Annotated in this window: 25 protein-coding genes; 7 read left to right on the forward strand and 18 right to left on the reverse strand. The window is 61.1% G+C overall.

The genetic code is table 11. From position 1 onward, the window contains the following. Window positions 1-9 precede the first annotated feature (9 nt). Window positions 10-735, forward strand: a complete 726-nt coding sequence (trmB, locus tag AC07V0_RS12215) for a tRNA (guanosine(46)-N7)-methyltransferase TrmB (RefSeq protein WP_086944405.1) — start codon at window positions 10-12, stop codon at window positions 733-735. A 123-nt stretch (window positions 736-858) separates the two neighbouring features. On the opposite strand, the gene AC07V0_RS12220 is transcribed toward trmB, so the two are convergent. From AC07V0_RS12220 to AC07V0_RS12265, 10 genes are all read right to left on the reverse strand, one after another. Beyond that, complete coding sequence (locus AC07V0_RS12220; protein WP_018928699.1) at window positions 859-1,182, reverse strand: DUF3392 domain-containing protein; 324 nt, start codon at window positions 1,180-1,182, stop codon at window positions 859-861. A gap of 9 nt (window positions 1,183-1,191) precedes the next feature. Next, a complete protein-coding gene (gene hemW, locus AC07V0_RS12225; protein WP_064620952.1) occupies window positions 1,192-2,394 on the reverse strand; it encodes a radical SAM family heme chaperone HemW in 1,203 nt (400 codons plus the stop codon). Next, window positions 2,391-2,987, reverse strand: a complete 597-nt coding sequence (rdgB, locus tag AC07V0_RS12230) for an RdgB/HAM1 family non-canonical purine NTP pyrophosphatase (RefSeq protein WP_007939349.1) — start codon at window positions 2,985-2,987, stop codon at window positions 2,391-2,393. The genes hemW and rdgB overlap by 4 nt, the downstream gene beginning before the upstream one ends. Beyond that, window positions 2,984-3,418, reverse strand: coding sequence for a DUF4426 domain-containing protein (locus AC07V0_RS12235; RefSeq protein ID WP_018928701.1), 435 nt, complete (start codon window positions 3,416-3,418; stop codon window positions 2,984-2,986). The genes rdgB and AC07V0_RS12235 overlap by 4 nt, the downstream gene beginning before the upstream one ends. Before the next feature lie 26 nt (window positions 3,419-3,444). Continuing rightward, on the reverse strand, window positions 3,445-4,065 hold the full coding sequence (gene metW / locus AC07V0_RS12240) for a methionine biosynthesis protein MetW (RefSeq protein ID WP_007939351.1): 621 nt from the start codon (window positions 4,063-4,065) through the stop codon (window positions 3,445-3,447). Window positions 4,066-4,072: 7 nt separating this feature from the next. Continuing rightward, complete coding sequence (gene metX / locus AC07V0_RS12245; protein WP_018928702.1) at window positions 4,073-5,212, reverse strand: homoserine O-succinyltransferase MetX; 1,140 nt, start codon at window positions 5,210-5,212, stop codon at window positions 4,073-4,075. Window positions 5,213-5,308: 96 nt separating this feature from the next. Beyond that, window positions 5,309-5,602: a DUF167 domain-containing protein gene (locus tag AC07V0_RS12250; protein WP_018928703.1), complete on the reverse strand. Its 294-nt coding sequence runs from the start codon at window positions 5,600-5,602 to the stop codon at window positions 5,309-5,311. Between the two features lie 4 nt (window positions 5,603-5,606). Beyond that, window positions 5,607-6,197 (reverse strand): YggT family protein, encoded by a 591-nt coding sequence (locus tag AC07V0_RS12255; RefSeq protein WP_019580613.1) that lies wholly within the window; start codon window positions 6,195-6,197, stop codon window positions 5,607-5,609. A gap of 10 nt (window positions 6,198-6,207) precedes the next feature. Continuing rightward, the gene (proC, locus tag AC07V0_RS12260; RefSeq protein WP_086944406.1) at window positions 6,208-7,026 is read right to left on the reverse strand and encodes a pyrroline-5-carboxylate reductase; all 819 of its coding nucleotides are present in this window, start codon (window positions 7,024-7,026) and stop codon (window positions 6,208-6,210) included. Window positions 7,027-7,060: 34 nt separating this feature from the next. Next, a complete protein-coding gene (locus AC07V0_RS12265; RefSeq protein ID WP_018928706.1) occupies window positions 7,061-7,747 on the reverse strand; it encodes a YggS family pyridoxal phosphate-dependent enzyme in 687 nt (228 codons plus the stop codon). 56 nt (window positions 7,748-7,803) lie between these two features. On the opposite strand from AC07V0_RS12265, the gene AC07V0_RS12270 reads away from it, so the two are divergent. Then, window positions 7,804-8,838, forward strand: coding sequence for a type IV pilus twitching motility protein PilT (locus AC07V0_RS12270; RefSeq protein ID WP_064620948.1), 1,035 nt, complete (start codon window positions 7,804-7,806; stop codon window positions 8,836-8,838). Between the two features lie 155 nt (window positions 8,839-8,993). Here the strand turns inward: AC07V0_RS12270 and AC07V0_RS12275 are convergent, their stop codons facing one another. After that, window positions 8,994-9,614 carry a C40 family peptidase gene (locus AC07V0_RS12275; RefSeq protein ID WP_018928708.1) on the reverse strand — a complete coding sequence of 207 codons (621 nt, stop codon included), beginning with the start codon at window positions 9,612-9,614 and terminating at the stop codon, window positions 8,994-8,996. A gap of 250 nt (window positions 9,615-9,864) precedes the next feature. Here AC07V0_RS12275 and AC07V0_RS12280 point away from each other — a divergent pair, with 250 nt between their 5' ends. After that, window positions 9,865-10,296, forward strand: a complete 432-nt coding sequence (locus AC07V0_RS12280) for an NINE protein (protein WP_018928709.1) — start codon at window positions 9,865-9,867, stop codon at window positions 10,294-10,296. A 37-nt stretch (window positions 10,297-10,333) separates the two neighbouring features. Here AC07V0_RS12280 and AC07V0_RS12285 read toward each other — a convergent pair whose 3' ends face one another. The 7 genes from AC07V0_RS12285 to gshB all read right to left on the reverse strand — a co-directional run bounded on the left by AC07V0_RS12285 (window position 10,334) and on the right by gshB (window position 16,313). After that, window positions 10,334-11,605: a dihydroorotase gene (locus tag AC07V0_RS12285; protein ID WP_018928710.1), complete on the reverse strand. Its 1,272-nt coding sequence runs from the start codon at window positions 11,603-11,605 to the stop codon at window positions 10,334-10,336. Next, window positions 11,602-12,606, reverse strand: coding sequence for an aspartate carbamoyltransferase catalytic subunit (locus AC07V0_RS12290; protein WP_007939362.1), 1,005 nt, complete (start codon window positions 12,604-12,606; stop codon window positions 11,602-11,604). The genes AC07V0_RS12285 and AC07V0_RS12290 overlap by 4 nt, the downstream gene beginning before the upstream one ends. A gap of 27 nt (window positions 12,607-12,633) precedes the next feature. Continuing rightward, on the reverse strand, window positions 12,634-13,137 hold the full coding sequence (gene pyrR / locus AC07V0_RS12295; protein WP_086944407.1) for a bifunctional pyr operon transcriptional regulator/uracil phosphoribosyltransferase PyrR: 504 nt from the start codon (window positions 13,135-13,137) through the stop codon (window positions 12,634-12,636). Window positions 13,138-13,236: 99 nt separating this feature from the next. Next, a complete protein-coding gene (gene ruvX / locus AC07V0_RS12300) occupies window positions 13,237-13,683 on the reverse strand; it encodes a Holliday junction resolvase RuvX (RefSeq protein ID WP_018928712.1) in 447 nt (148 codons plus the stop codon). Then, window positions 13,683-14,255, reverse strand: coding sequence for a YqgE/AlgH family protein (locus tag AC07V0_RS12305; protein WP_018928713.1), 573 nt, complete (start codon window positions 14,253-14,255; stop codon window positions 13,683-13,685). Before AC07V0_RS12305 ends, ruvX begins: the two co-directional genes overlap by 1 nt. Before the next feature lie 127 nt (window positions 14,256-14,382). Then, window positions 14,383-15,282: an energy transducer TonB gene (locus AC07V0_RS12310; RefSeq protein ID WP_026286615.1), complete on the reverse strand. Its 900-nt coding sequence runs from the start codon at window positions 15,280-15,282 to the stop codon at window positions 14,383-14,385. Window positions 15,283-15,359: 77 nt separating this feature from the next. After that, window positions 15,360-16,313 carry a glutathione synthase gene (gshB, locus tag AC07V0_RS12315; protein WP_018928715.1) on the reverse strand — a complete coding sequence of 318 codons (954 nt, stop codon included), beginning with the start codon at window positions 16,311-16,313 and terminating at the stop codon, window positions 15,360-15,362. Window positions 16,314-16,535: 222 nt separating this feature from the next. Between gshB and pilG the strand changes: the two genes are divergently transcribed. Genes pilG through AC07V0_RS12335 form a run of 4 tightly spaced genes read left to right on the forward strand, consistent with a single transcriptional unit; the run spans window position 16,536 to window position 20,026 of the window. Continuing rightward, window positions 16,536-16,940 carry a twitching motility response regulator PilG gene (pilG, locus tag AC07V0_RS12320; protein WP_007897954.1) on the forward strand — a complete coding sequence of 135 codons (405 nt, stop codon included), beginning with the start codon at window positions 16,536-16,538 and terminating at the stop codon, window positions 16,938-16,940. Between the two features lie 57 nt (window positions 16,941-16,997). Next, window positions 16,998-17,363 carry a twitching motility response regulator PilH gene (gene pilH / locus AC07V0_RS12325; RefSeq protein WP_007897961.1) on the forward strand — a complete coding sequence of 122 codons (366 nt, stop codon included), beginning with the start codon at window positions 16,998-17,000 and terminating at the stop codon, window positions 17,361-17,363. Window positions 17,364-17,373: 10 nt separating this feature from the next. Next, a complete protein-coding gene (locus AC07V0_RS12330) occupies window positions 17,374-17,928 on the forward strand; it encodes a chemotaxis protein CheW (RefSeq protein WP_018928716.1) in 555 nt (184 codons plus the stop codon). Window positions 17,929-17,968: 40 nt separating this feature from the next. Beyond that, window positions 17,969-20,026, forward strand: coding sequence for a methyl-accepting chemotaxis protein (locus AC07V0_RS12335; RefSeq protein ID WP_018928717.1), 2,058 nt, complete (start codon window positions 17,969-17,971; stop codon window positions 20,024-20,026). Window positions 20,027-20,054: the final 28 nt, after the last annotated feature.

The raw sequence follows: 20,054 nt of genomic DNA on the forward strand, positions 1-20,054 counted from the left end.
GAGCCATTGATGACTGAATCAAACGACACGCCTATCCAGCAGGAAGAAGGCGAAGAGCGCCAACACCGCCGCATCAAGAGTTTCGTGATGCGCGCCGGGCGCATGACCGAAGGCCAGCAACGCGGCCTGGAGCAGGGCGCTCCGCTGTTCGTGCTGCCTCTGGCCGATGCGCCGGTGGATTTCGACCAGGTGTTCGGCCGTTCGGCGCCGCGCTCGCTGGAAATCGGTTTCGGCATGGGCCATTCGCTGTTGGAAATGGCCGCGGCCTCGCCGGAGCAGGATTTCATTGGCGTTGAAGTTCACCGTCCGGGTGTTGGCGCGCTGCTCAATGGCGTGCTGACTCAGGGCCTGACCAACCTGCGTGTCTACGATTGCGATGCGATCGAAGTGCTCAACCGTTGCATCGCCGACAACAGCCTCGACCGCCTGATGCTGTTTTTCCCGGATCCGTGGCACAAGAGCCGTCACCACAAGCGTCGTATCGTTCAGGCATCGTTCGCTGAGCTGGTGCGCAGCAAGTTGAAGGTCGGCGGTGTGTTGCACATGGCCACCGACTGGGAGCCGTACGCCGAGTACATGCTGGAAGTGATGAACGTCGCTCCGGGCTATCGCAACCTCGCCGAAGACGGCAAGTGCGTCCCGCGCCCGGCCGAACGCCCGATCACCAAGTTCGAACGCCGCGGCGAACGTCTTGGGCATGGCGTGTGGGATCTGAAGTTCGAAAAGCAGAACTGACCGACCTGAAATCCGTAGGAGCGAGGCTTGCCCGCGAAGGGGACGCCGCGGTGTAACTGATACACCGTGTCATCGTTCTTCGCGGGCAAGCCTCGCTCCTACGGGATTTGTGTTGTGCCCGGCTTAGCGGCGGTCTGCCACAACCCCGATCAACACCAGCACCACCAACAACACCGGCGCCAGGCTGTAGTTGTTGAACTGGCTCAAGCCTTTGATGATCCATGGCGTGGCATAGATCAGTGCTACGCCGCTGCCGACCATGCACAGCAGGGCCATCAGCGGGATGCGCAAGGCGCCGGCGATGCTGCCCAGGCGTTGGTCGACCCAGCCCTTGAGGTCGGCGCCAAACAGCACGAGCAGGCAGCCCACCAGTGCCAGAGAGATTTCCGACAGGTTGCTACGGCTCCAGCGGGACACGGTGGCGAGCAGGTCGAGTACCAGATCCATTCGATTTCCTTATGTCAGAAAAGTCTGCAGCAAGTCATTGAGAAAGAGTTGTCCGCGCATCGTGGCTGCCAGACGTGACGGTTCGACCTGCAACAAGCCACTTTGTTCGGCCTCTCGGCGGCCTTCGGCAAGGCTTTCCAGGGGCAGCCCGGTGCGCTCCGTATACAACCGCGCTTCGACGCCCTCGGTCAGGCGCAAGGCGTTCATCAGGAACTCGAACGGCAGTTCTTCGTTGGTCAGCGCTTTCTCGCCAGCCTTGAAGCTTTTGGCCGGATTGAGGTAATCCTTCGGCAGGCGAGTCTTCCAGGTGCGTACGATGCGCCCGTCCGGATGGCTGAGCTTGCCGTGGGCACCGGCGCCGATGCCGATGAAGTCGCCGAAACTCCAGTAATTGAGGTTATGCCGCGCCGGACGGCCGGGCTGGGCATAGGCCGAGACTTCGTACTGCGCGTAACCGTGCTCGGCCAACAGCGCCTGGCCGGCCTCTTGAATGTCCCACAGGGCGTCATCTTCCGGCAGCGTCGGCGGCTGGTTCCAGAACACCGTGTTCGGCTCCAGGGTCAGCTGATACCAGGACAGGTGCGTCGGCTTCAGGGCGATGGCCTGGCGCAGGTCGCTCAGGGCATCGTCCAGCGTCTGATCGGGCAAACCGTGCATCAGGTCCAGATTGAAGTTGTCGAAGCCAGCCTGGCGCGCCATGTCGGCGGCACGCACGGCTTCATCGCCGTTGTGGATCCGCCCCAGCGCCTTGAGTTTTTCTTCCTGAAAGCTCTGGATACCGATCGACAGGCGATTGATGCCCAGCGCCCGGTAGGCGCGGAATTTCTCCTGCTCGAACGTTCCTGGATTGGCTTCCAGGGTGATTTCTATGTCGCTGGCAAACGGAATACGTTGCTCGACACCCTTGAGCAAACGGCCCAACGCCTCGGCGCTGAACAGGCTCGGCGTACCGCCACCAAAGAAGATCGAACTCAGTTCGCGGCCATAGACCGCATGCAGGTCCTGATCGAGGTCGGAGAGCAGGGCGTCCACATACTCTTGTTCCGGCAGCACTGGGCTGGCGGTGTGGGAGTTGAAGTCGCAATAAGGGCATTTGCGTACACACCACGGGATGTGGATGTACAGCGCCAAGGGCGGCAGCACAGGCAAAGCGGCCCGAGGCGAATGCGCGCCGCCGAAGATCAGCGGCGACGCGGACGATTCAATGGTCATTTCAAGCCCAGACGCTGGCGCAGCAGATCCATTGCACGGGCGCGGTGACTGATCTGGTTCTTGTCGCTGGGCTTAAGCTCGGCGCTGGAGCACTCGCGTTCTGGCACCCAGAACAGCGGATCGTAGCCAAAACCGTGCTCACCGCTGGCCTGGGTCAGGATGCGCCCATGCCACAGGCCTTCGCAGAGGATTGGCAACGGATCGTCGGCATGACGCACCAGCGCCAACACGCAGACGAATTGCGCGCCGCGCTCCGCTTGTGGCACGTCTTTCATGACGTCGAGCAGTTTGGCGTTATTCGCCGCATCGCCCTTGCCGTCGGCATAACGGGCCGAATAGATACCCGGCGCACCGCCGAGGAAATCCACCGCCAGCCCCGAATCGTCGGCCAAGGCCGGCAGGCCGGAAATACGCGAGGCATTGCGGGCCTTGAGAATGGCGTTTTCGACGAACGACAGGCCGGTTTCTTCAGGCTCAACGCTGCTGAACTCGCCGATCGAGCGCAAGTGCACCGATTCGCCCAGCATGGCCTGGAGTTCCTTGAGTTTGCCGGCGTTATGGCTGGCCAGTACGAGTTGCGTGAAATTGATCATTCGCCGGGGAAGAGCTCTTGGTTGAAATTGATGGTGTTGATTTTGTCACCGGTCTGCACCTTGATTTCAAAGGTGCGGATTTCCTGCTGTGGCACCGGATACTGGGCGATGTAGTAGACCGCGCCGGTTTCGGTGATCTGTTTGAACTGCAATGGGACGCTTTGGCTGGTCAGGTCTTTGACCGTCCCGCTGACTTGTGCGGTTTGCGGTTTGCCGTCCTTGATCACCGACACGTTGATCACGCCCTGGTTCTTGCTGCGGATCAGCTCGGCAGCCTTGGCGATGTCCGGTGTCAGATAAGTCGAGTTGAAGGTGTTGTAGTGCACTGTCACATCGCCAAATGTTTCCTGGCGTTCGCTTTTGATGACGTCGGCGGCCATGGCGGTGACGCTCAGGCAGGCAGTAAGTACAAACAGCGCTAGACGACCCATGATCGTTCTCCTCGAAGTGTCGTGATTCAGACCGCGACCTTGTGGTCCGGCAGACCGGGACTGCTGACGCGATAGATACCGATCTCACCTAACAGATTAGGCCATAGCTTACTGGCCCACCCGTGTCGATGCTGTTGATCCACGGCAAGTCGATCAATGACCTTGGCTTCACGTTCGCGACACAGCGCTTCAAAGTCTTCGAAGGTGCAGAAGTGAATGTTTGGCGTGTTGTACCAGGTGTACGGCAGAAACTCCGAAACCGGCATCCGGCCCTTGCTCGCCAGGTACCAGCGGCAGCGCCAGTGGCCAAAGTTGGGGAAGGTGATGATGCACTGGCGACCGACCCGCAGCATTTCGTCGAGGATCTTGTCCGGGTAATGCACGGCTTGCAGGGCCTGGGTCATGACCACGATGTCGAAACTGTTGCTGGCAAAGTTGCCCAGGCCCTTGTCCAGGTCCTGCTCGATGACGTTGATGCCTTTGGCGACGCACTCGGCAATGTTGTCCGGGTCGTTTTCCAGGCCATAGCCGGTGACCTGCTTGTGGTCACGCAGCCAGGTCAGCAGCTCGCCGTCACCGCAGCCGAGGTCGAGCACGCGGCTGCCGGCGGGGATCCATTCCTGGATGATTTCCAGATCGGCTCTCATGTCTTCCTCAAAGCGATATGCGGTTCATGTAATTGCTGAAGGCCTGCAAGTAACGCGGGATCGGAATCAGGAAGGCATCGTGGCCTTGCGGAGCGTCGATCTCCAGATAGCAGACGTCTTTCCTGGCCGCCATCAGCGCGTCCACCAGCTCCCGCGAGCGGGCAGGGGAGAAACGCCAGTCGGTGGTGAAGGACATCACGCAGAACTTGGCTTTCGCGCCTTCGAAGGTTTTCGCCAGGTCATCGTCGAAGTTCGCCGCAGGATCGAAGTAGTCCAGCGCCTTGGTCATCAGCAGGTAGGTGTTGGCGTCGAAACGTCCGGAAAACTCCTCGCCTTGATAGCGCAGGTAGCTTTCGACCTGGAACTCGACACTGTGGAAGTCGTAGTTGAGCTTTTCGCTCTTCAGACCGCGGCCGAATTTTTCGCCCATGGAGTCATCGGACAGGTATGTGATGTGCCCGACCATTCGCGCCAGCATCAGCCCGCGCTTGGGGATTACCCCGTATTCCTGGAACGAACCGCCGTGGAACTCCGGGTCGGTAAGAATCGCCTGGCGTGCGACTTCGTTGAACGCGATGTTCTGCGCCGACAGTTTCGGTGCCGAGGCGATCGCCAGGCAGTGCCGCACGCGATCCGGATAGGTGATGGTCCACTGCAAGGCCTGCATGCCGCCCAGACTGCCGCCGATCACCGCCGCCCATTGGCCGATGCCGAGCAGGTCGGCAAGGCGTGCCTGGCTGTGCACCCAGTCTTCCACGGTCAGTACAGGGAAGTCGGCGCCAAACGGCTTGCCGGTTTCCGGATTGACGCTGCTGGGGCCGGTGGAGCCGTTGCAACCGCCGAGGTTGTTCAGGCTGACCACGAAGAATTTGCGGGTGTCGATCGGTTTGCCGGGGCCGATGCAGCTGTCCCACCAACCGGGTTTGCGGTCGTCGGGGCTGTGGAAGCCGGCGGCGTGATGGTGACCGGACAAGGCATGGCAGATCAGCACGGCATTGCTCGCCGTGGCGTTCAGCGTGCCATAGGTTTCATAGATCAGGTCATAAGCGGGCAGCGAACGACCGCAGGCCAGGGCCAGGGGTTCACTGAAGTGCGCCACTTGCGGCGTCACCAGACCAACAGAATCGGGGGGGAAGGCAGCTGGCATCGACCCTGCTCTCATTGAAATGAGGCGTAAGTCTAAAGACCGCTGTGGCTAGCGGCAAGCAAAGGCCGGGCCTGATTTTCCCTCGCCACATTGAGGTCAGGCCGGGCGCACCAGATCCGGCAAATCCGGCAGCTTCTTCGGCGAACAGATCCGCACTCGCTTCTGCCGGTTCAACTCGCCGCTGATCAGGCTGACCTGGCTCTTGGAAACCCCGAACGCCTTGGCCAGAAACGCCATCAGGTACGCATTGGCCTTGCCCTCGACCGGCGGCGCCGTCAGACGGATCTTCAGGCGATCACCGTGCAGTCCGCAGAAATCATCGCTGCGGGCCGCAGGTTGCAGGTGACATTCCAGAATCAGGTCATCACCGTCCCAGCGAAAGTAGCTCACCGGATCAGATCAGCAGGCGCAGGATCTGCGGCATCATGGTCAAGGCTGCGAGGTTGTTGATCACCAGCATGTCGATCAGCTTGAGCACCATGAACGCCAGGATCGGCGAGATATCCAGGCCGCCGAGGTTTGGCAGAATCTTGCGGAACGGCGCCAGGGCCGGCTCGCAGATCTGGTTCACCAGCTCGGCGCCGGGGTTGTGGCTGCCCGGCGCGACCCAGGACAGGATCACGCTGATGATCAGGGCATAGAAGAAGATATTCAGGAACAGCGCCGTTACGCCGATCAGCGACCAGATCAGCAATTGCAGCGGGTTACCGGTGGTGCCGAAGGTCAGCAGCAGGGTCAGGGCCATCAACGCCAGTTGCACGAGGATTGCCAACACCAGCGAGGACATGTCCAGGCCGAACAGGCTCGGGATGATCCGGCGCAGTGGCTTGAGCAGTGGCTGGGTGGCTTTCACGGCGAACTGGCACAGCGGGTTGTAGAAGTTTGCGCGCACCAGTTGCAGCACGAAACGCAGCAGCACGATCAGCAGGTACAAACTGCCGAGGGTTTGCAGCACGTAAATCGCCGCAGTGTTCAATCCAATCATGTAAGGCTCCTTATTTGCCCAGTTGTTCGGCCATCTCGGCCGAGCGGTGCGCGGCGGCGCCGAGTGCTTTTTCCACCAGGGCTTCGAAGCCGCCGGCCTGGAACGCTTTGATCGCCGCTTCGGTGGTGCCCGCAGGCGAGGTCACGCGGCGACGCAGTTCAGCGGCGTCGACATCACTGGCGACTGCCATGTGTGCAGCGCCCAGCGCGGTTTGCACGGTCAGTTGTGCAGCGATTTCGGGTGGCAGGCCGAGCTTCACGCCAGCGGCGGTCATGGCTTCGATCAGCAGGAAGAAATACGCAGGGCCAGAGCCGGAAACGGCGGTGACCGCGTCCAGTTGCTGTTCTTCGTCCAGCCACAAAGCGATGCCGACTGCCGACAGCAGCTCTTGGGCCTGCTGGCGTTGCTCGGCGCTCACTTGGGCGGTGGCGTACAAACCGCTCACACCCTGGCGCACCAGCGCCGGGGTGTTGGGCATGCAGCGCACGATCGGCTGGGCACCCAGCCAGTTGTTCATGCTGGCGCAGGTGATGCCGGCCGCAATCGACACCACCAGCTGGTTCGGCTTGAGGCTTGGGCGAATGGCTTCGCAAACGGCTTTCATCGCCTGTGGCTTGACCGCCAGCACGACCACGTCCACGCCCTCAATGGCTTGGGCGTTGTCGGCAAACACTTCGATGCCGTGTTCGGCTTTCACGCGGGTACGGGTTTCTTCGCCCGGATCGCTGGCGCGGATCTGCGCGGCGTCCAGACCTTTGGCGCGCAGGCCGCCGATCAGGCTGGCGGCCATGTTGCCGGCTCCGATAAAGGCAATACGAGTCTTGCTCATGTCAGGTCCTTATAGAGAGGTGAGTCAGCCATGTTCATGGTCGACTGTAATCGCGGGCGCCAAACAGGGCCGTACCGATACGGACCCAAGTGGCGCCCTGGGCGATGGCCGACTCGAGGTCGTGGCTCATGCCCATGGAAAGTGTGTCGAGTGGCAGGTTCAGGCTGGCTTGCAGGCTCTGCACGGCAGCAAAAGCGGCGTCCTGGGCGGCGCGATCTTCAGTCGGCTCGGGAATCGCCATCAGCCCGCGCAATTTCAAACGCGGCAGCGCACTGATGGCATCGGCCAGGGCGGGCAGGTCGGCCGGGGTGCAGCCGGATTTGCTGGCTTCACCACTGACGTTGACCTGGATGCAGATGTTCAAGGGCGGCAAATCGGCAGGGCGCTGTTCGGACAGGCGTTGTGCGATTTTCAAACGATCCACGGAGTGCACCCAGTCGAAATGCTCGGCGATAGCACGAGTCTTGTTCGATTGAATGGGGCCGATGAAGTGCCAGATCAAGGGCAGGTCGGCCAATTCGAGCTGTTTGCCCAAGGCTTCCTGCAGGTAGTTTTCGCCAAAGTCGCGGATCCCGGCGGCATAGGCTTCACGCAGGGCCTCGGCGGGCTTGGTTTTGCTCACGGCCAATAGCTGGATGCTGTTCTCATCGCGGTGGGCGGCTTTGGCTGCTGCCTGGATGCGTGAACTAACCTGAAGAGTGTTGTCTGCTATCGTGGACATCAAGAGGCGCCAGCGGTCTGAAGGTTCGCGGCATTCTACTGGAATTGAGGAGCGCTATGGATATCACTGAGCTGCTGGCTTTCAGCGCCAAACAAGGCGCGTCCGACCTGCACCTGTCCGCCGGTCTGCCACCGATGATCCGTGTCGATGGCGATGTGCGACGCATCAACTTGCCGGCCCTGGACCACAAGGAAGTGCATGACCTGATCTACGACATCATGAACGACCTCCAGCGGGTGGACTTCGAGAAGCATCTTGAAACCGACTTTTCCTTCGAAGTGCCCGGCGTGGCGCGTTTCCGGGTCAATGCCTTCAACCAGAATCGTGGCGCGGGCGCGGTGTTCCGGACCATTCCGTCGAAGGTCCTGAGCATGGACGATCTGGGCATGGGGGACGTGTTTCGCAAGATTACCGAAGCGCCCCGGGGCCTGGTGCTGGTGACCGGCCCGACCGGCTCCGGCAAGTCCACCACGCTGGCGGCGATGATCGATTACCTGAACAACCATCGCCATCACCACATCCTCACCATCGAAGACCCCATCGAGTTCGTCCACGAATCGCGCAAATGCCTGATCAATCAGCGTGAAGTCCATCGCGATACCCGCAGCTTCGCCACGGCCCTGCGCTCGGCCCTGCGTGAAGACCCGGACGTGATTCTGGTGGGGGAAATGCGTGACCTGGAGACTATTCGGCTGGCGTTGACCGCCGCCGAGACCGGCCACCTGGTATTCGGCACGCTACACACCACCTCGGCGGCGAAAACCATCGACCGGGTGGTGGACGTGTTTCCGGGTGACGAGAAATCGATGGTGCGCTCGATGCTCTCCGAGTCGTTGCTGGCGGTGGTGTCCCAGGCACTGATCAAGAAAATCGGCGGCGGGCGGATTGCCGCCCACGAAATCATGCTCGGCACCTCGGCGATCCGTAACCTGATCCGTGAAGACAAGGTGGCGCAGATGTACTCGTCGATTCAGACCGGTGGGTCGCTGGGGATGCAGACGCTGGATATGTGCCTGAAGGATCTGGTGACCAAGGGTGTGATCAGTCGCGAGCATGCGCGGGAGAAGGCGCGGTCGCCGGATAATTTTTGAGGGTTGGAGCGCGACCTGTGGCGAGGGGGCTTGCCCCCGTTCGGCTGCGAAGCAGTCGCAAACTCGGGCGATGCGGTCTTTCTAGTAACGCTTGGTGGCAGGTTTTGGGGCCGCTCCGCGGCCCAACGGGGGCAAGCCCCCTCACCACAATCGGATCAGCGCTGTACGACGCGCAGTTGATTCGGTTCTTTTGGCAGAACCCGCTTGGCAACCACGTAGTGGTTATCCCAATACGGCTTCTTCAGGGTGTCGATGCTTACCGACTTGCCACGGCGTGGTGCGTGGATGAAGCGGTCGTTGCCCAGGTAGATGGCCACATGGTTGACCCGGCGGCTCTTGATGTTGAAGAAAATCAGGTCGCCTGGCTTCAGTTCGTTGCGATCGACTTTCTCACCGTGACCGCTGGCCATGGCATTGGAGGTGCGTGGCAGGTCGAAGGTCGCGTCGTTGAACGCGTATTTCACCAGGCCGCTGCAATCGAACCCTTTACTTGGGCTGCTGCCACCCCAACGATAAGGTGTGCCGAGCACGTTTACCGCGCGGCTCAACACGTTGCTGCTTTCCTTGGTCGCCATCGGCGGAACCAGCTTGCCGTTGGCGCGGCTCAGTTGGGTGGAGCGTTTTACCGTCTGTTGGTTTTTGCTCGAAGGAGCAGAAACATGGGATTTTGGGGTGTAACCATTAACGTTCGGAAGACGTTGCTCACGATTGGTGGCGTGGGCGGCCAGGGGCAATAATAGGCAAATGGTTAGCCATGTCTTGAAAAATGGACGCATTAGGCAAGGCTCGTATGGGTTAGCGCGCAACTTTATAACAGCTTTTTTGTCCCTTCCGAGGCCGTTGGTCGATTCAACCTTGGGGTCAACGGAACCAAATAAGCGGAAAAAGGACGCAATTGTCTGACACAAGTCAGGCGGTACAGGGCTTTGACGGAAGTGAAGGTAGCATTTGCCGTATGTCGGCTGCCTGTAAAAAAGTCACAAAGAATTCAAGAATATTTCTCTATCGCGTGAATCGAGGTCATCCATGAACACCTATCGACAACCCGTTTCACAACAAGACACGCACAGCAAAGTGATCGGTTACCTGCTGTGGATTTTCGGTTTTACCGGGGCTCACCGCTTCTATTACGGCAAGCCGGTGACCGGGACGATCTGGTTTTTGACCTTGGGCCTACTGGGTATTGGCTGGTTGATCGACGTGTTCCTGATTCCGGCCATGGATCGTGAAGCAGACCTGCGCTTTACCGCCGGCCCCATCGAATACAACGTCGCGTGGATTCTGCTGACGTTCCTTGGGGTATTCGGCGTACACCGGATGTATCAGGGGAAGTGGATCAGCGGGTTGCTGTACCTGGTCACGGGCGGGTTGTTCTTTCTGGGGGTGTTGTATGACTTCTGGACGCTGAACGATCAGATTTCAATTCGTAACGCGCAGAACAGAGGCGCCTTCCAGTAAGTAGCGGCGAGGGAGCAAGCTCCCTCGCCACAGGGTTTTACGCCTGGTGGCTGATCCGCCCATCCACCAGGGTATAACGCACCACGCCCGGCAGGCTGTGGCCAATGAACGGGCAGTTTTCGCCCTTGGACAGCCAGGTTTCACCGGCCACGGTCGAGGCCGTCGGGTCAAACAGCACGATGTCTGCCGCGCCACCTACTGCCAATTTCCCTGCCGGCAGGCGCAACGCCTCGGCAGGGCCGGCACTCAGGCGTGCCAACAGCGTCGGCAGGTCGAGCAAACCGTCTTCCACCAAGGTCATCGCCAGCGGCAGCAGCAGTTCAACGCTGCTGATGCCCGGTTCGGTCGCGCCGAACGGTGCCAGCTTGGCGTCGCGCTCATGGGGCTGGTGATGGCTGGAGATGGCGGATACCACACCGGACTTCACCGCTGCCCGCAGGCCGTCGCGGTCGGCGCGGGTGCGCAGCGGCGGCTGGACGTGATAGAGGCTGCTGAAGTCGATCAGCGCTTCGTCGGTGAGGATCAGTTGATACAACGCCACATCCGCCGTGACCTTCAGCCCGCGAGCCTGGGCCTGAGCGATCAGCGCTACGCCGCGCGCGCTGGTGAGCTGGCTGAAGTGCGCACGTACGCCGCTTTGCTCGACCAGCAGCAGATCCCGGGCCAGGGCCACGGTTTCGGCGGTTTCCGGAATGCCCGGCAGACCGAGGAAGCTTGCGGTCGGGCCTTCATGGGCCAGGCCACCTTCGGCCAAGTCGTGATCCTGCGAGTTGAAAATCACCGTCAGGTCGAACGTCGCCGCGTACTCCAGCGCCCGGCACAGGGTGCGGGTGTTGCGGAAGCTCTCCAGGCCATTGCCGAAAGCCACGCAGCCGGCATCGCGCAAGGCGACCAGTTCGGCCAGCTGCTCGCCGTCCAGGCCTTTGCTCAGGGCGCCGATCGGGAAGACTTTGGTGTTGCCGGCCTCACGAGCACGGTCGAGGATCAATTCGGCCACGGCCGAGGTGTCCAGCACCGGTTTGGTTTTCGGCGGGCAGCACAGGCTGGTCACGCCGCCGGCGGCAGCTGCGCGGGTTTCGCTGGCGATCGAGCCTTTGCGGCTGTAGCCCGGCTCGCGCAGGGCAACGTTCAGGTCAACCAGGCCCGGGGCGGCCACCAGGCCCTTGGCGTCGATGGTGTCGACGGCAACAAAACCGGCCGGAGCGGCGCCAAGGGCGACGATCTTGCAGGCTTCAACATGGATGTCAGTCACTTGATCCAGGCCGCTGGCCGGATCGATAACGCGTGCGCCGAGAATGCTGAGCTTCACTGGGCGTTCTCCTGCTCGAATTGGCGCTGGGCTGTTTGCCCGCTCATGGCCATGGACAGCACGGCCATACGAATCGCGATGCCGTAGGTCACTTGGTTGAGAATCACCGAGTGCGGACCGTCGGCCACCGCCGACTCAATCTCCACCCCACGATTGATCGGCCCAGGGTGCATCACGATGGCATCGGGTTTGGCACCGGCCAGGCGCGCGGTGGTCAGGCCGAACAGGCGGTAGAACTCGCCTTCGCTCGGCAGCAGGCCGCCGGTCATGCGCTCACGCTGCAAGCGCAGCATGATCACTACGTCGACGTCTTTCAGGCCTTCGGTCATGTCGGTGTAGACCTTCACACCGTATTGCTCGATGCCGATCGGCAGCAGGGTTTTCGGCGCGATCACGCGGATGTCCGGGCAGCCGAGGGTTTTCAGGGCCAGCATGTTCGAGCGCGCCACCCGCGAGTGCAGGATGTCGCCGACGATGGCCACCGAGAGGTTTTCGAAGCCACCCTTGTGCCGACGAATGGTGAGCATGTCGAGCATGCCCTGGGTCGGGTGCGCGTGACGGCCGTCGCCACCGTTGATGATCGCCACTTGCGGGCAGACATGTTCGGCAATGAAGTGCGCCGCGCCGGAATCACCGTGACGCACGACGAACATGTCGGCGGCCATGGCTTCGAGGTTGCGCAGGGTGTCGAGCAGGGTTTCGCCCTTGCTCGCCGATGACGTGGACACGTTCAGGGTGATCACGTCGGCCGACAGCCGCTGGGCTGCCAGTTCGAAGGTGGTGCGGGTGCGGGTGGAGTTCTCGAAGAACACATTGCACACGGTCTTGCCGCGCAACAACGGGACTTTTTTCACCGCCCGGGCGCCGACTTCGAGGAACGAGTCGGCGGTGTCGAGGATTTCCGTCAGCAGCTCGCGGCGCAAACCGTCGAGCGAGAGGAAGTGGCGTAGCTGGCCCTGATCATTGAGCTGCAGCGGGCGCTTGGTTTCTAGAGGCGTCATCGCGAGGGGGACTCTCAATAGGGCGAATTAAAGGGCGAGGTCTTGCAGTTCGAGCTTGAGCTCCGGGCCGGACAGCTTCACCCGTTCGTGGGCCGCCAGCGACAAGGTCGCGCCAACCACGTTCGGGCGGATCGGCAGCTCGCCGGCGTCCAGGTCCAGCAGGCACACCAGCGTTACGCTGGCCGGGCGGCCGTAGTCGAACAGTTCGTTCATCGCGGCACGGATCGTCCGACCGCTCATCAGTACGTCGTCGATCAGCACCAGATGCTGGCCTTCGATCTCGAAGGGCAGCGCCGAAGGGCGTACTTGCGGGTGCAGGCCGCTCTGGCTGAAGTCGTCGCGGTAGAAGGACACATCAAGGGTGCCCAGCGGCGCGTCGCTGCCCAACTCCTTGAGCAACGCCTGAGCGACCCAGATGCCACCGGTCCGAATACCGATATAACGCGGTTCGCTGATGCCACGGTTTTCCAGGTAAGCCTTGAGACGGATCGCCATCTGGCTGATCAGTTCGGCGGGATTAGGCAGGCTCATGGTTTGCTCCTTCTTGGTCCCGAGCCCTGCTTTTGGGGTATAGCGCCTGGGTGGGGGCTCGGGTTGTAGCTAAAAGAGACGCGCAGCGACTCGTCAGGATCAGGTGCTTGAGGATTCGAACAGTGCGGTGTTTTCGTCGAGCCAGCCTTGCAGTAGCAGGGCGGCGGCGATGGCATCGACCGGGTTGTCGCGGTAACTGCCTTTCTGGCCGCCACGGACCAGGCGTTCGCCTTTGGCCTCGAAGGTGGTCAGGCGTTCGTCGTGAGTATAGAAGGGCAGGTTGTAGCGGCCGTTCAGGCGCCGGGCGAATTTTTCGGCCCGCAGGCACATGTCGCTGGGCGTGCCGTCCATGTTCAACGGCAGGCCGACCACCACGGCGTCGGGTTTCCACTCTTTGATCAGGGCTTCGACCTGATTCCAGTCGGGAATGCCATTTTGTGCCTTCAAGGTGCACAGCTCGCGGGCCTGGCCGGTAATCACCTGGCCGACCGCAACGCCGATCTGCTTGGTGCCGTAGTCGAAACCCAGAATCAGCCGCAGGGCCATCAGGCGTGCCCCGCCTGGCTGGTGAGCAGGCTGAGGTTGATACCCAGGTGCTTGGCCGCCGCTTCGAGACGTAACTCGCTGCTGGTGTTGAACAGGATGTCGGCATGGAACGGGCAAGTCAGCCAGGCGTTGTCGGCCAGTTCGGCTTCCAGTTGCCCGGCTTCCCAACCGGCATAGCCGAGGGTGATCAAACTTTTCGCGGGGCCGACGCCATCGGCGATGGCGAACAGCACGTCCTGGGAGGTCGACAGCGACAACTCGCCATCCAGATCAACGGTAGCCTGATAGGTTTTTCCCGACGGGTGCAGGACAAAGCCGCGATCGGTTTGCACCGGGCCGCCGATAAAGATCGGCACGTGCTGGCAGAGCACTGGCGGTTCGATATCGGGGCGCAATTGCTCGAGGATATCGGCCAGGTTCAGGTCCTGCGGACGGTTGACCACCAGCCCCATGGCACCATTGGCCGTGTGCTCGACGATGTAGGTCAAGGTGTGCGCAAAGTTCGGGTCGGCCATGTGGGGCATGGCGATCAGGAAGTGATGCTTGAGGTAGCTGGGGCTGACGTTCTTCATGAGCGCTAGTGTGGCGTTGGAGGGGCGAACTGACAAGCTGAGGATGCACAGGAAATGCCTGTGCAGGTGTCTTTTTGATCCGGGCTTGCCCGCGAAGGCATTGGCTCGATCACTGCAAATCTTCCGGCTAATTACTGGACAACCGGTCCCCGCGCGCAAACCTCCAGGTGCGGATGATTTCCAGGCGGTCGATGTCCGACAGATCCCCGGTAAACGGTGCGAACGGCGCGGCCAGCCGCACGATGCGCTGCGCCGCCTGATCCAGCAGCGGTTGGCCGGACGATTCCAGCACCAACACTTCATACAGCGAGCCGTCGCGGTTGATCGAGACCATCAGGCGCAAATTGCCATAAATCTGTTTGCGTCGGGCCTCGTCGGGGTAGTTGAGGTTGCCGATGCGCTCGACCTTCTTGCGCCATTCATCCTTGTACCAGGCACCCTTGTCGCGCATGGTCGACGCGGCGCTCAAGCGGTGGATGCGCGGGCGCTTGGCGTACAGCTGTTGCTCGTTGGCCAGTTCCGCTTCCAGGCTGGCGATGTCGCTGGACAACTGTGAGCTGTCGAAGGTCGGTGCTTCGACCTTGGGCTTGGTCTCGGTCTTGACGTCTTCCTGCTTGGTCGCGGCTTTTTTCGGCTTCGGCGCGACCGTCGTCACGGCGGCCTTGGGCGCGGCTTCCTGCACTTGGGGTTTGGCGGTTGGCGGCGGAGTGACCGTCTGCACCTTGTTGTCCTGGAAGGGCGCGACCTCGGTGGTCTTTGGAATGGCCTTTTTATCCAGGGTGCCGCTGCCTTGCTGATTCTCTTGAGCGAGGAAATCGGCTTTTTTCGGCTTGGTTTCGCTTTTGAAGGTGGCGAGGGTGATTTCCAGGGTTTTGCTGATTTGCTTGGGTTCGACCATGGTGAACCCGACGCCCAACAGCAAGGCCAGGTGAATCAGCGCCGCGAGAAACAGGGTAAAACCGAGGCGATCGGCCGGGCGCACGCCACGATGGGCGAGTTCAGGGGGCAGATCGGACGGGAGTGTCATGACAAGAAAACCAACATCGCGTTTTTTACAGGCCGGCGATGATAACGCAATGTTGGTTGTCTCTTGGCTGTTCTCGATCAACGAGCCTTGAGCTTCTGATCGATGGCATCCATCAACTGGCCGCCGATGTCGGTGCCGAACGCGTTATCGATCTCGCGAATGCAGGTCGGGCTGGTGACGTTGATTTCGGTCAGGTGCTCACCGATCACGTCGAGACCGACGAACAGCAAGCCCTTCTCGCGCAGGGTCGGGCCGACTTGCGCGGCGATCCAGCGATCTTTCTCGGTCAGCGGTCGGGCTTCGCCACGGCCACCGGCGGCGAGGTTGCCACGGGTTTCGCCTGCTGCTGGAATCCGCGCCAGGCAATAATCCACAGGCTCGCCGTCGATCATCAGGATGCGCTTGTCGCCATCAACGATCGCCGGCAGGTAGCCCTGGATCATGATCTGCTGTTTGCCATGCAGGGTCAGGGTTTCAAGAATCACCGACAGGTTCGGGTGGCCGGCGGTATGACGGAAGATCGACGAACCGCCCATGCCGTCCAGCGGCTTGAGGATCACGTCACCGTGATGGTCGGCGAATTCACGCAACACGTCCGGGCGACGGCTGACGATGGTCGGCGGCGTGCACTGCGGGAACAGCGTGGCGAACAGCTTCTCGTTGCAGTCACGCAGGCTTTGCGGCTTGTTGACCACCAGCACGCCAGCGTTCTCGGCTTGCTCCAGCAGGTAAGTGGAGTAGACGAACTCCATGTCGAACGGCGGATCCTTGCGCATCAGAATCACGTCCAGGTCGCTCAGCAGTGCGTCGGATTCGGCGCCCAGCTCGAACCACTTGTGCGGGTCGGCGAAGACTTTCAGCGGACGCATCCGCGCGCGCGCCTGGCCCTCGGCCTGATACAAATCGCGCTGTTCCATATAGAACAGTTCCCAGCCACGCTTTTGCGCGGCCAACAGCATGGCCAGCGAGCTATCCTTTTTATAGGAGATGCTGGCGATAGGATCCATGACAATCCCGACGCGAACGCTCATGGGGTTTTCCTCGAAATTGGGGTGGAAAGTGCGATGAAAAAGTGGCGTCAGAGTGGCGCTGAGTGGGTTCCCGGTCAAGGAAAAACCACCGCACAGGTCACCCGATAGATTGGACGGGGAGACTGTGCTAAAAAGGCTGCCATGCCGTCTTGGCCCTTGAGTATCAAGGGTTTCGGGCCGCAAACGGACAAATTGATTCACAAAGGCGACGGTAGAGCCCCTATGGAACAGCATTCCAGCGCCTTGAAGGTCATGGTGATCGATGATTCGAAAACGATTCGTCGCACCGCCGAAACGCTGTTGAAAAACGTGGGCTGTGAAGTCATCACCGCAATCGATGGTTTCGATGCCCTGGCCAAGATTGCCGACAATCACCCAGGCATCATCTTTGTCGACATCATGATGCCGCGTCTGGATGGCTATCAGACCTGCGCGTTGATCAAGAACAACAGTGCGTTCAAGTCCACGCCAGTGATTATGCTGTCGTCCAGGGACGGGTTGTTCGACAAGGCCAAGGGGCGGATCGTCGGCTCCGACCAGTTTTTGACCAAGCCTTTCAGCAAGGAAGAACTGCTGAACGCGATTCAGGCCCACGTACCGGGCTTTGCTGTCGTTTCGCCGCAGTAGGACACGCACAGTGACGCTCGGCCAGTGGGCCTTGCGTCGACAAGAATGGGGAAGACCATGGCACGTATTCTGATCGTCGATGATTCGCCGACCGAAATGTACAAACTGACCGGCATGCTCGAAAAGCACGGTCATGAAGTGTTGAAAGCCGAAAACGGCGCCGACGGCGTGGCCCTGGCCCGTCAGGAAAAACCCGACGCGGTACTGATGGACATCGTCATGCCCGGCCTCAATGGTTTCCAGGCGACCCGTCAGCTGACCAAAGACCCGGAAACCGGGCACATCCCGGTGATCATCATCACCACTAAGGATCAGGAAACCGACAAAGTCTGGGGCACGCGCCAGGGCGCCAAGGACTACCTGACCAAACCGGTCGATGAAGACACCCTGATCAAGACGCTGAACAACGTGCTGGCCGGTTGATCGTCCGGCCATGACCGAGTCGCTGACGGCCTTCGAACTGCTGCTGCAGATTGATCAACGTTGTCGTCTGCTGGCGGCGGACCTGCCGTCCCAGCCGACTCGACAGGACAGCTGGAGCGGCATCGGTTTTCGCTTGGGCGAGCACGGGTACGTCGCGCCCATGGGCGAAGTCAGCGAAGTCCTGCACGAACCGCGCGTTACCCAAATGCCGGGGGTCAAGCCCTGGGTCAAGGGCGTAGCGAACCTGCGTGGGCGGCTGCTGCCGATCATGGATGTGTACGGCTTCTTTTATGGTTATGAGGCCGGCCATGAACTGTCGGCCCTGCGCAAGCAGCGGCGGATACTGGTGGTGGAGCACAACGACGTGTTCGCCGGGTTGCTGGTCGATGAGGTCTTCGGCTTGCAGCACTTTGCCCAGGACAGCCTGGAGCCGGTGCCCATGGACGAGCTGCAGGGGCCGATCGCGCCGTTCGTCAAAGGCCGCTTTCAGCGTGAACAGAATTGGCAGGTGTTCAGCCCGTTTGCGTTGGCGCAGTCGCAAGGTTTCATGAATGTAGCGCTGTAGCCGGGGAGTAGGTTGAATTGGGCAGGACAGGCGAGGACCGATGATTAAAGCAAACGCAGGTACGCCGGAAGGGTCGCGCAGCCGGTCGCAGATCATCGTGCTGTTCATCGCGCTGATCATCTTCATCATGCTGCTGTTCGCCAACTTCGCGTACCTCAACACCCAGGCGAATTACGACAAGCAGTACATCGGCCACGCCGGTGAGCTGCGGGTGCTGTCGCAACGCATCGCCAAGAACGCCACCGAAGCCGCCGCTGGCAAGGCCGCGGCGTTCAAGTTGCTCAGCGATGCGCGCAACGACTTCGCCCTGCGTTGGGGCTATCTGAAGAAAGGCGATCCCTCCACCGGCCTGCCGCCGGCACCGTCCACCGTGCGCCCGGAAATGCGCGCGGTACAGCTGGATTGGGAGCGGCTGCTGAAAAACACCGACGCCATTCTCTCCAGCGAACAGACCGTATTGTCGTTGCATCAAGTCGCCGCGACCCTGGCCGAAACCGTGCCGCAGTTGCAGGTCGAGTATGAAAAGGTCGTCGAAACCCTCCTGCAACGTGGCGCCCCGGCCGCTCAGGTGGCGATGGCCCAGCGTCAGTCGCTGCTGGCCGAGCGGATTCTCGGTGCAGTGAACACCGTGCTGTCCGGCGACGAAAACTCGCAGCAGGCCGCCGACGCCTTCGGTCGCGACGCGGCGCGTTTCGGCCAGGTACTCAACGGCATGCTTCAAGGCAATGCGGCCCTGAAAATCAGCCAGGTCGAAGACCGCGATGCCCGTGCCCGGTTGACCGAGATTTCCGAGCTGTTTGAATTCGTGTCGGGCTCGGTGGACGAAATCCTCGAAACCTCGCCGGAGCTGTTCAAGGTCCGCGAATCGGCCAGCAACATTTTTACCCTGTCGCAAACCCTGCTCGATGAAGCTTCGCACTTGGCCAGCCGTTTCGAAAACCTCGCCGGCGGGCGCAACACCGATACCATCGGCGGCTACGTGCTGGGTTTGCTCGCGTTGATGTCGATCATTCTCATTGGCCTGGTGATGGTGCGCGAAACCAACCGTCAGTTGCGTGAAACCGCTGAGAAGAACGAGCGCAATCAGAGCGCGATCATGCGCCTGCTGGACGAAATTGAAGACCTGGCCGACGGTGACCTGACCGTGACCGCCTCGGTGACCGAAGACTTCACCGGGACCATCGCCGACTCGATCAACTATTCCGTCGACCAACTGCGCGATCTGGTGGCGACCATCAACCTCACCGCCGGCCAGGTCGCCGCCGCCGTGCAGGAAACCCAGGCCACCGCGATGCACCTGGCCCAGGCCTCGGAGCATCAGGCGCAGCAGATTTCCGAAGCCTCCATGGCGATCAACGACATGGCCGAGTCCATCGATCAGGTCTCGGCCAATGCCGCCGAATCCTCAGCGGTGGCCGAGCGCTCGGTGGAAATTGCCAACAAGGGCAACGAAGTGGTGCACAACACCATCCACGGCATGGACAATATTCGCGAGCAGATCCAGGACACCGCCAAGCGCATCAAGCGCCTCGGTGAGTCTTCTCAGGAAATCGGCGACATTGTCAGCCTGATCGATGACATTGCCGATCAGACCAACATCCTCGCCCTCAACGCGGCCATTCAGGCGTCCATGGCCGGTGACGCCGGGCGCGGTTTTGCGGTGGTGGCCGACGAAGTACAGCGGCTGGCCGAGCGCTCGTCCGCGGCGACCCGGCAGATCGAAACGCTGGTGCGGGCAATTCAGACCGACACCAACGAAGCGGTGATTTCCATGGAGCAGACCACCACCGAAGTGGTGCGCGGCGCGCGTCTGGCGCAGGATGCCGGAGTGGCCCTGGAAGAAATCGAAGGCGTATCGAAGACCCTCGCGGCATTGATCCAGAGTATTTCCAACGCCGCGCAGCAACAGACGTCTTCGGCCGGCCAGATTTCCCTGACGATGAACGTGATCCAGCAGATCACCACGCAGACCTCGTCCGGCTCCACCGCCACTGCCGAGAGCATTGGCAACCTGGCGAAAATGGCCAGCCAGCTGCGGCGTTCGGTGTCCGGTTTCACCTTGCCGGCCAAGCCTGCGCAAGCTGCGGACAACGCTTGAACCGCCTCAGGGCGTATGCATTTGATTG

It is taken from the genome of Pseudomonas sp. GW821-FHT01E10 (genome assembly GCF_059422365.1).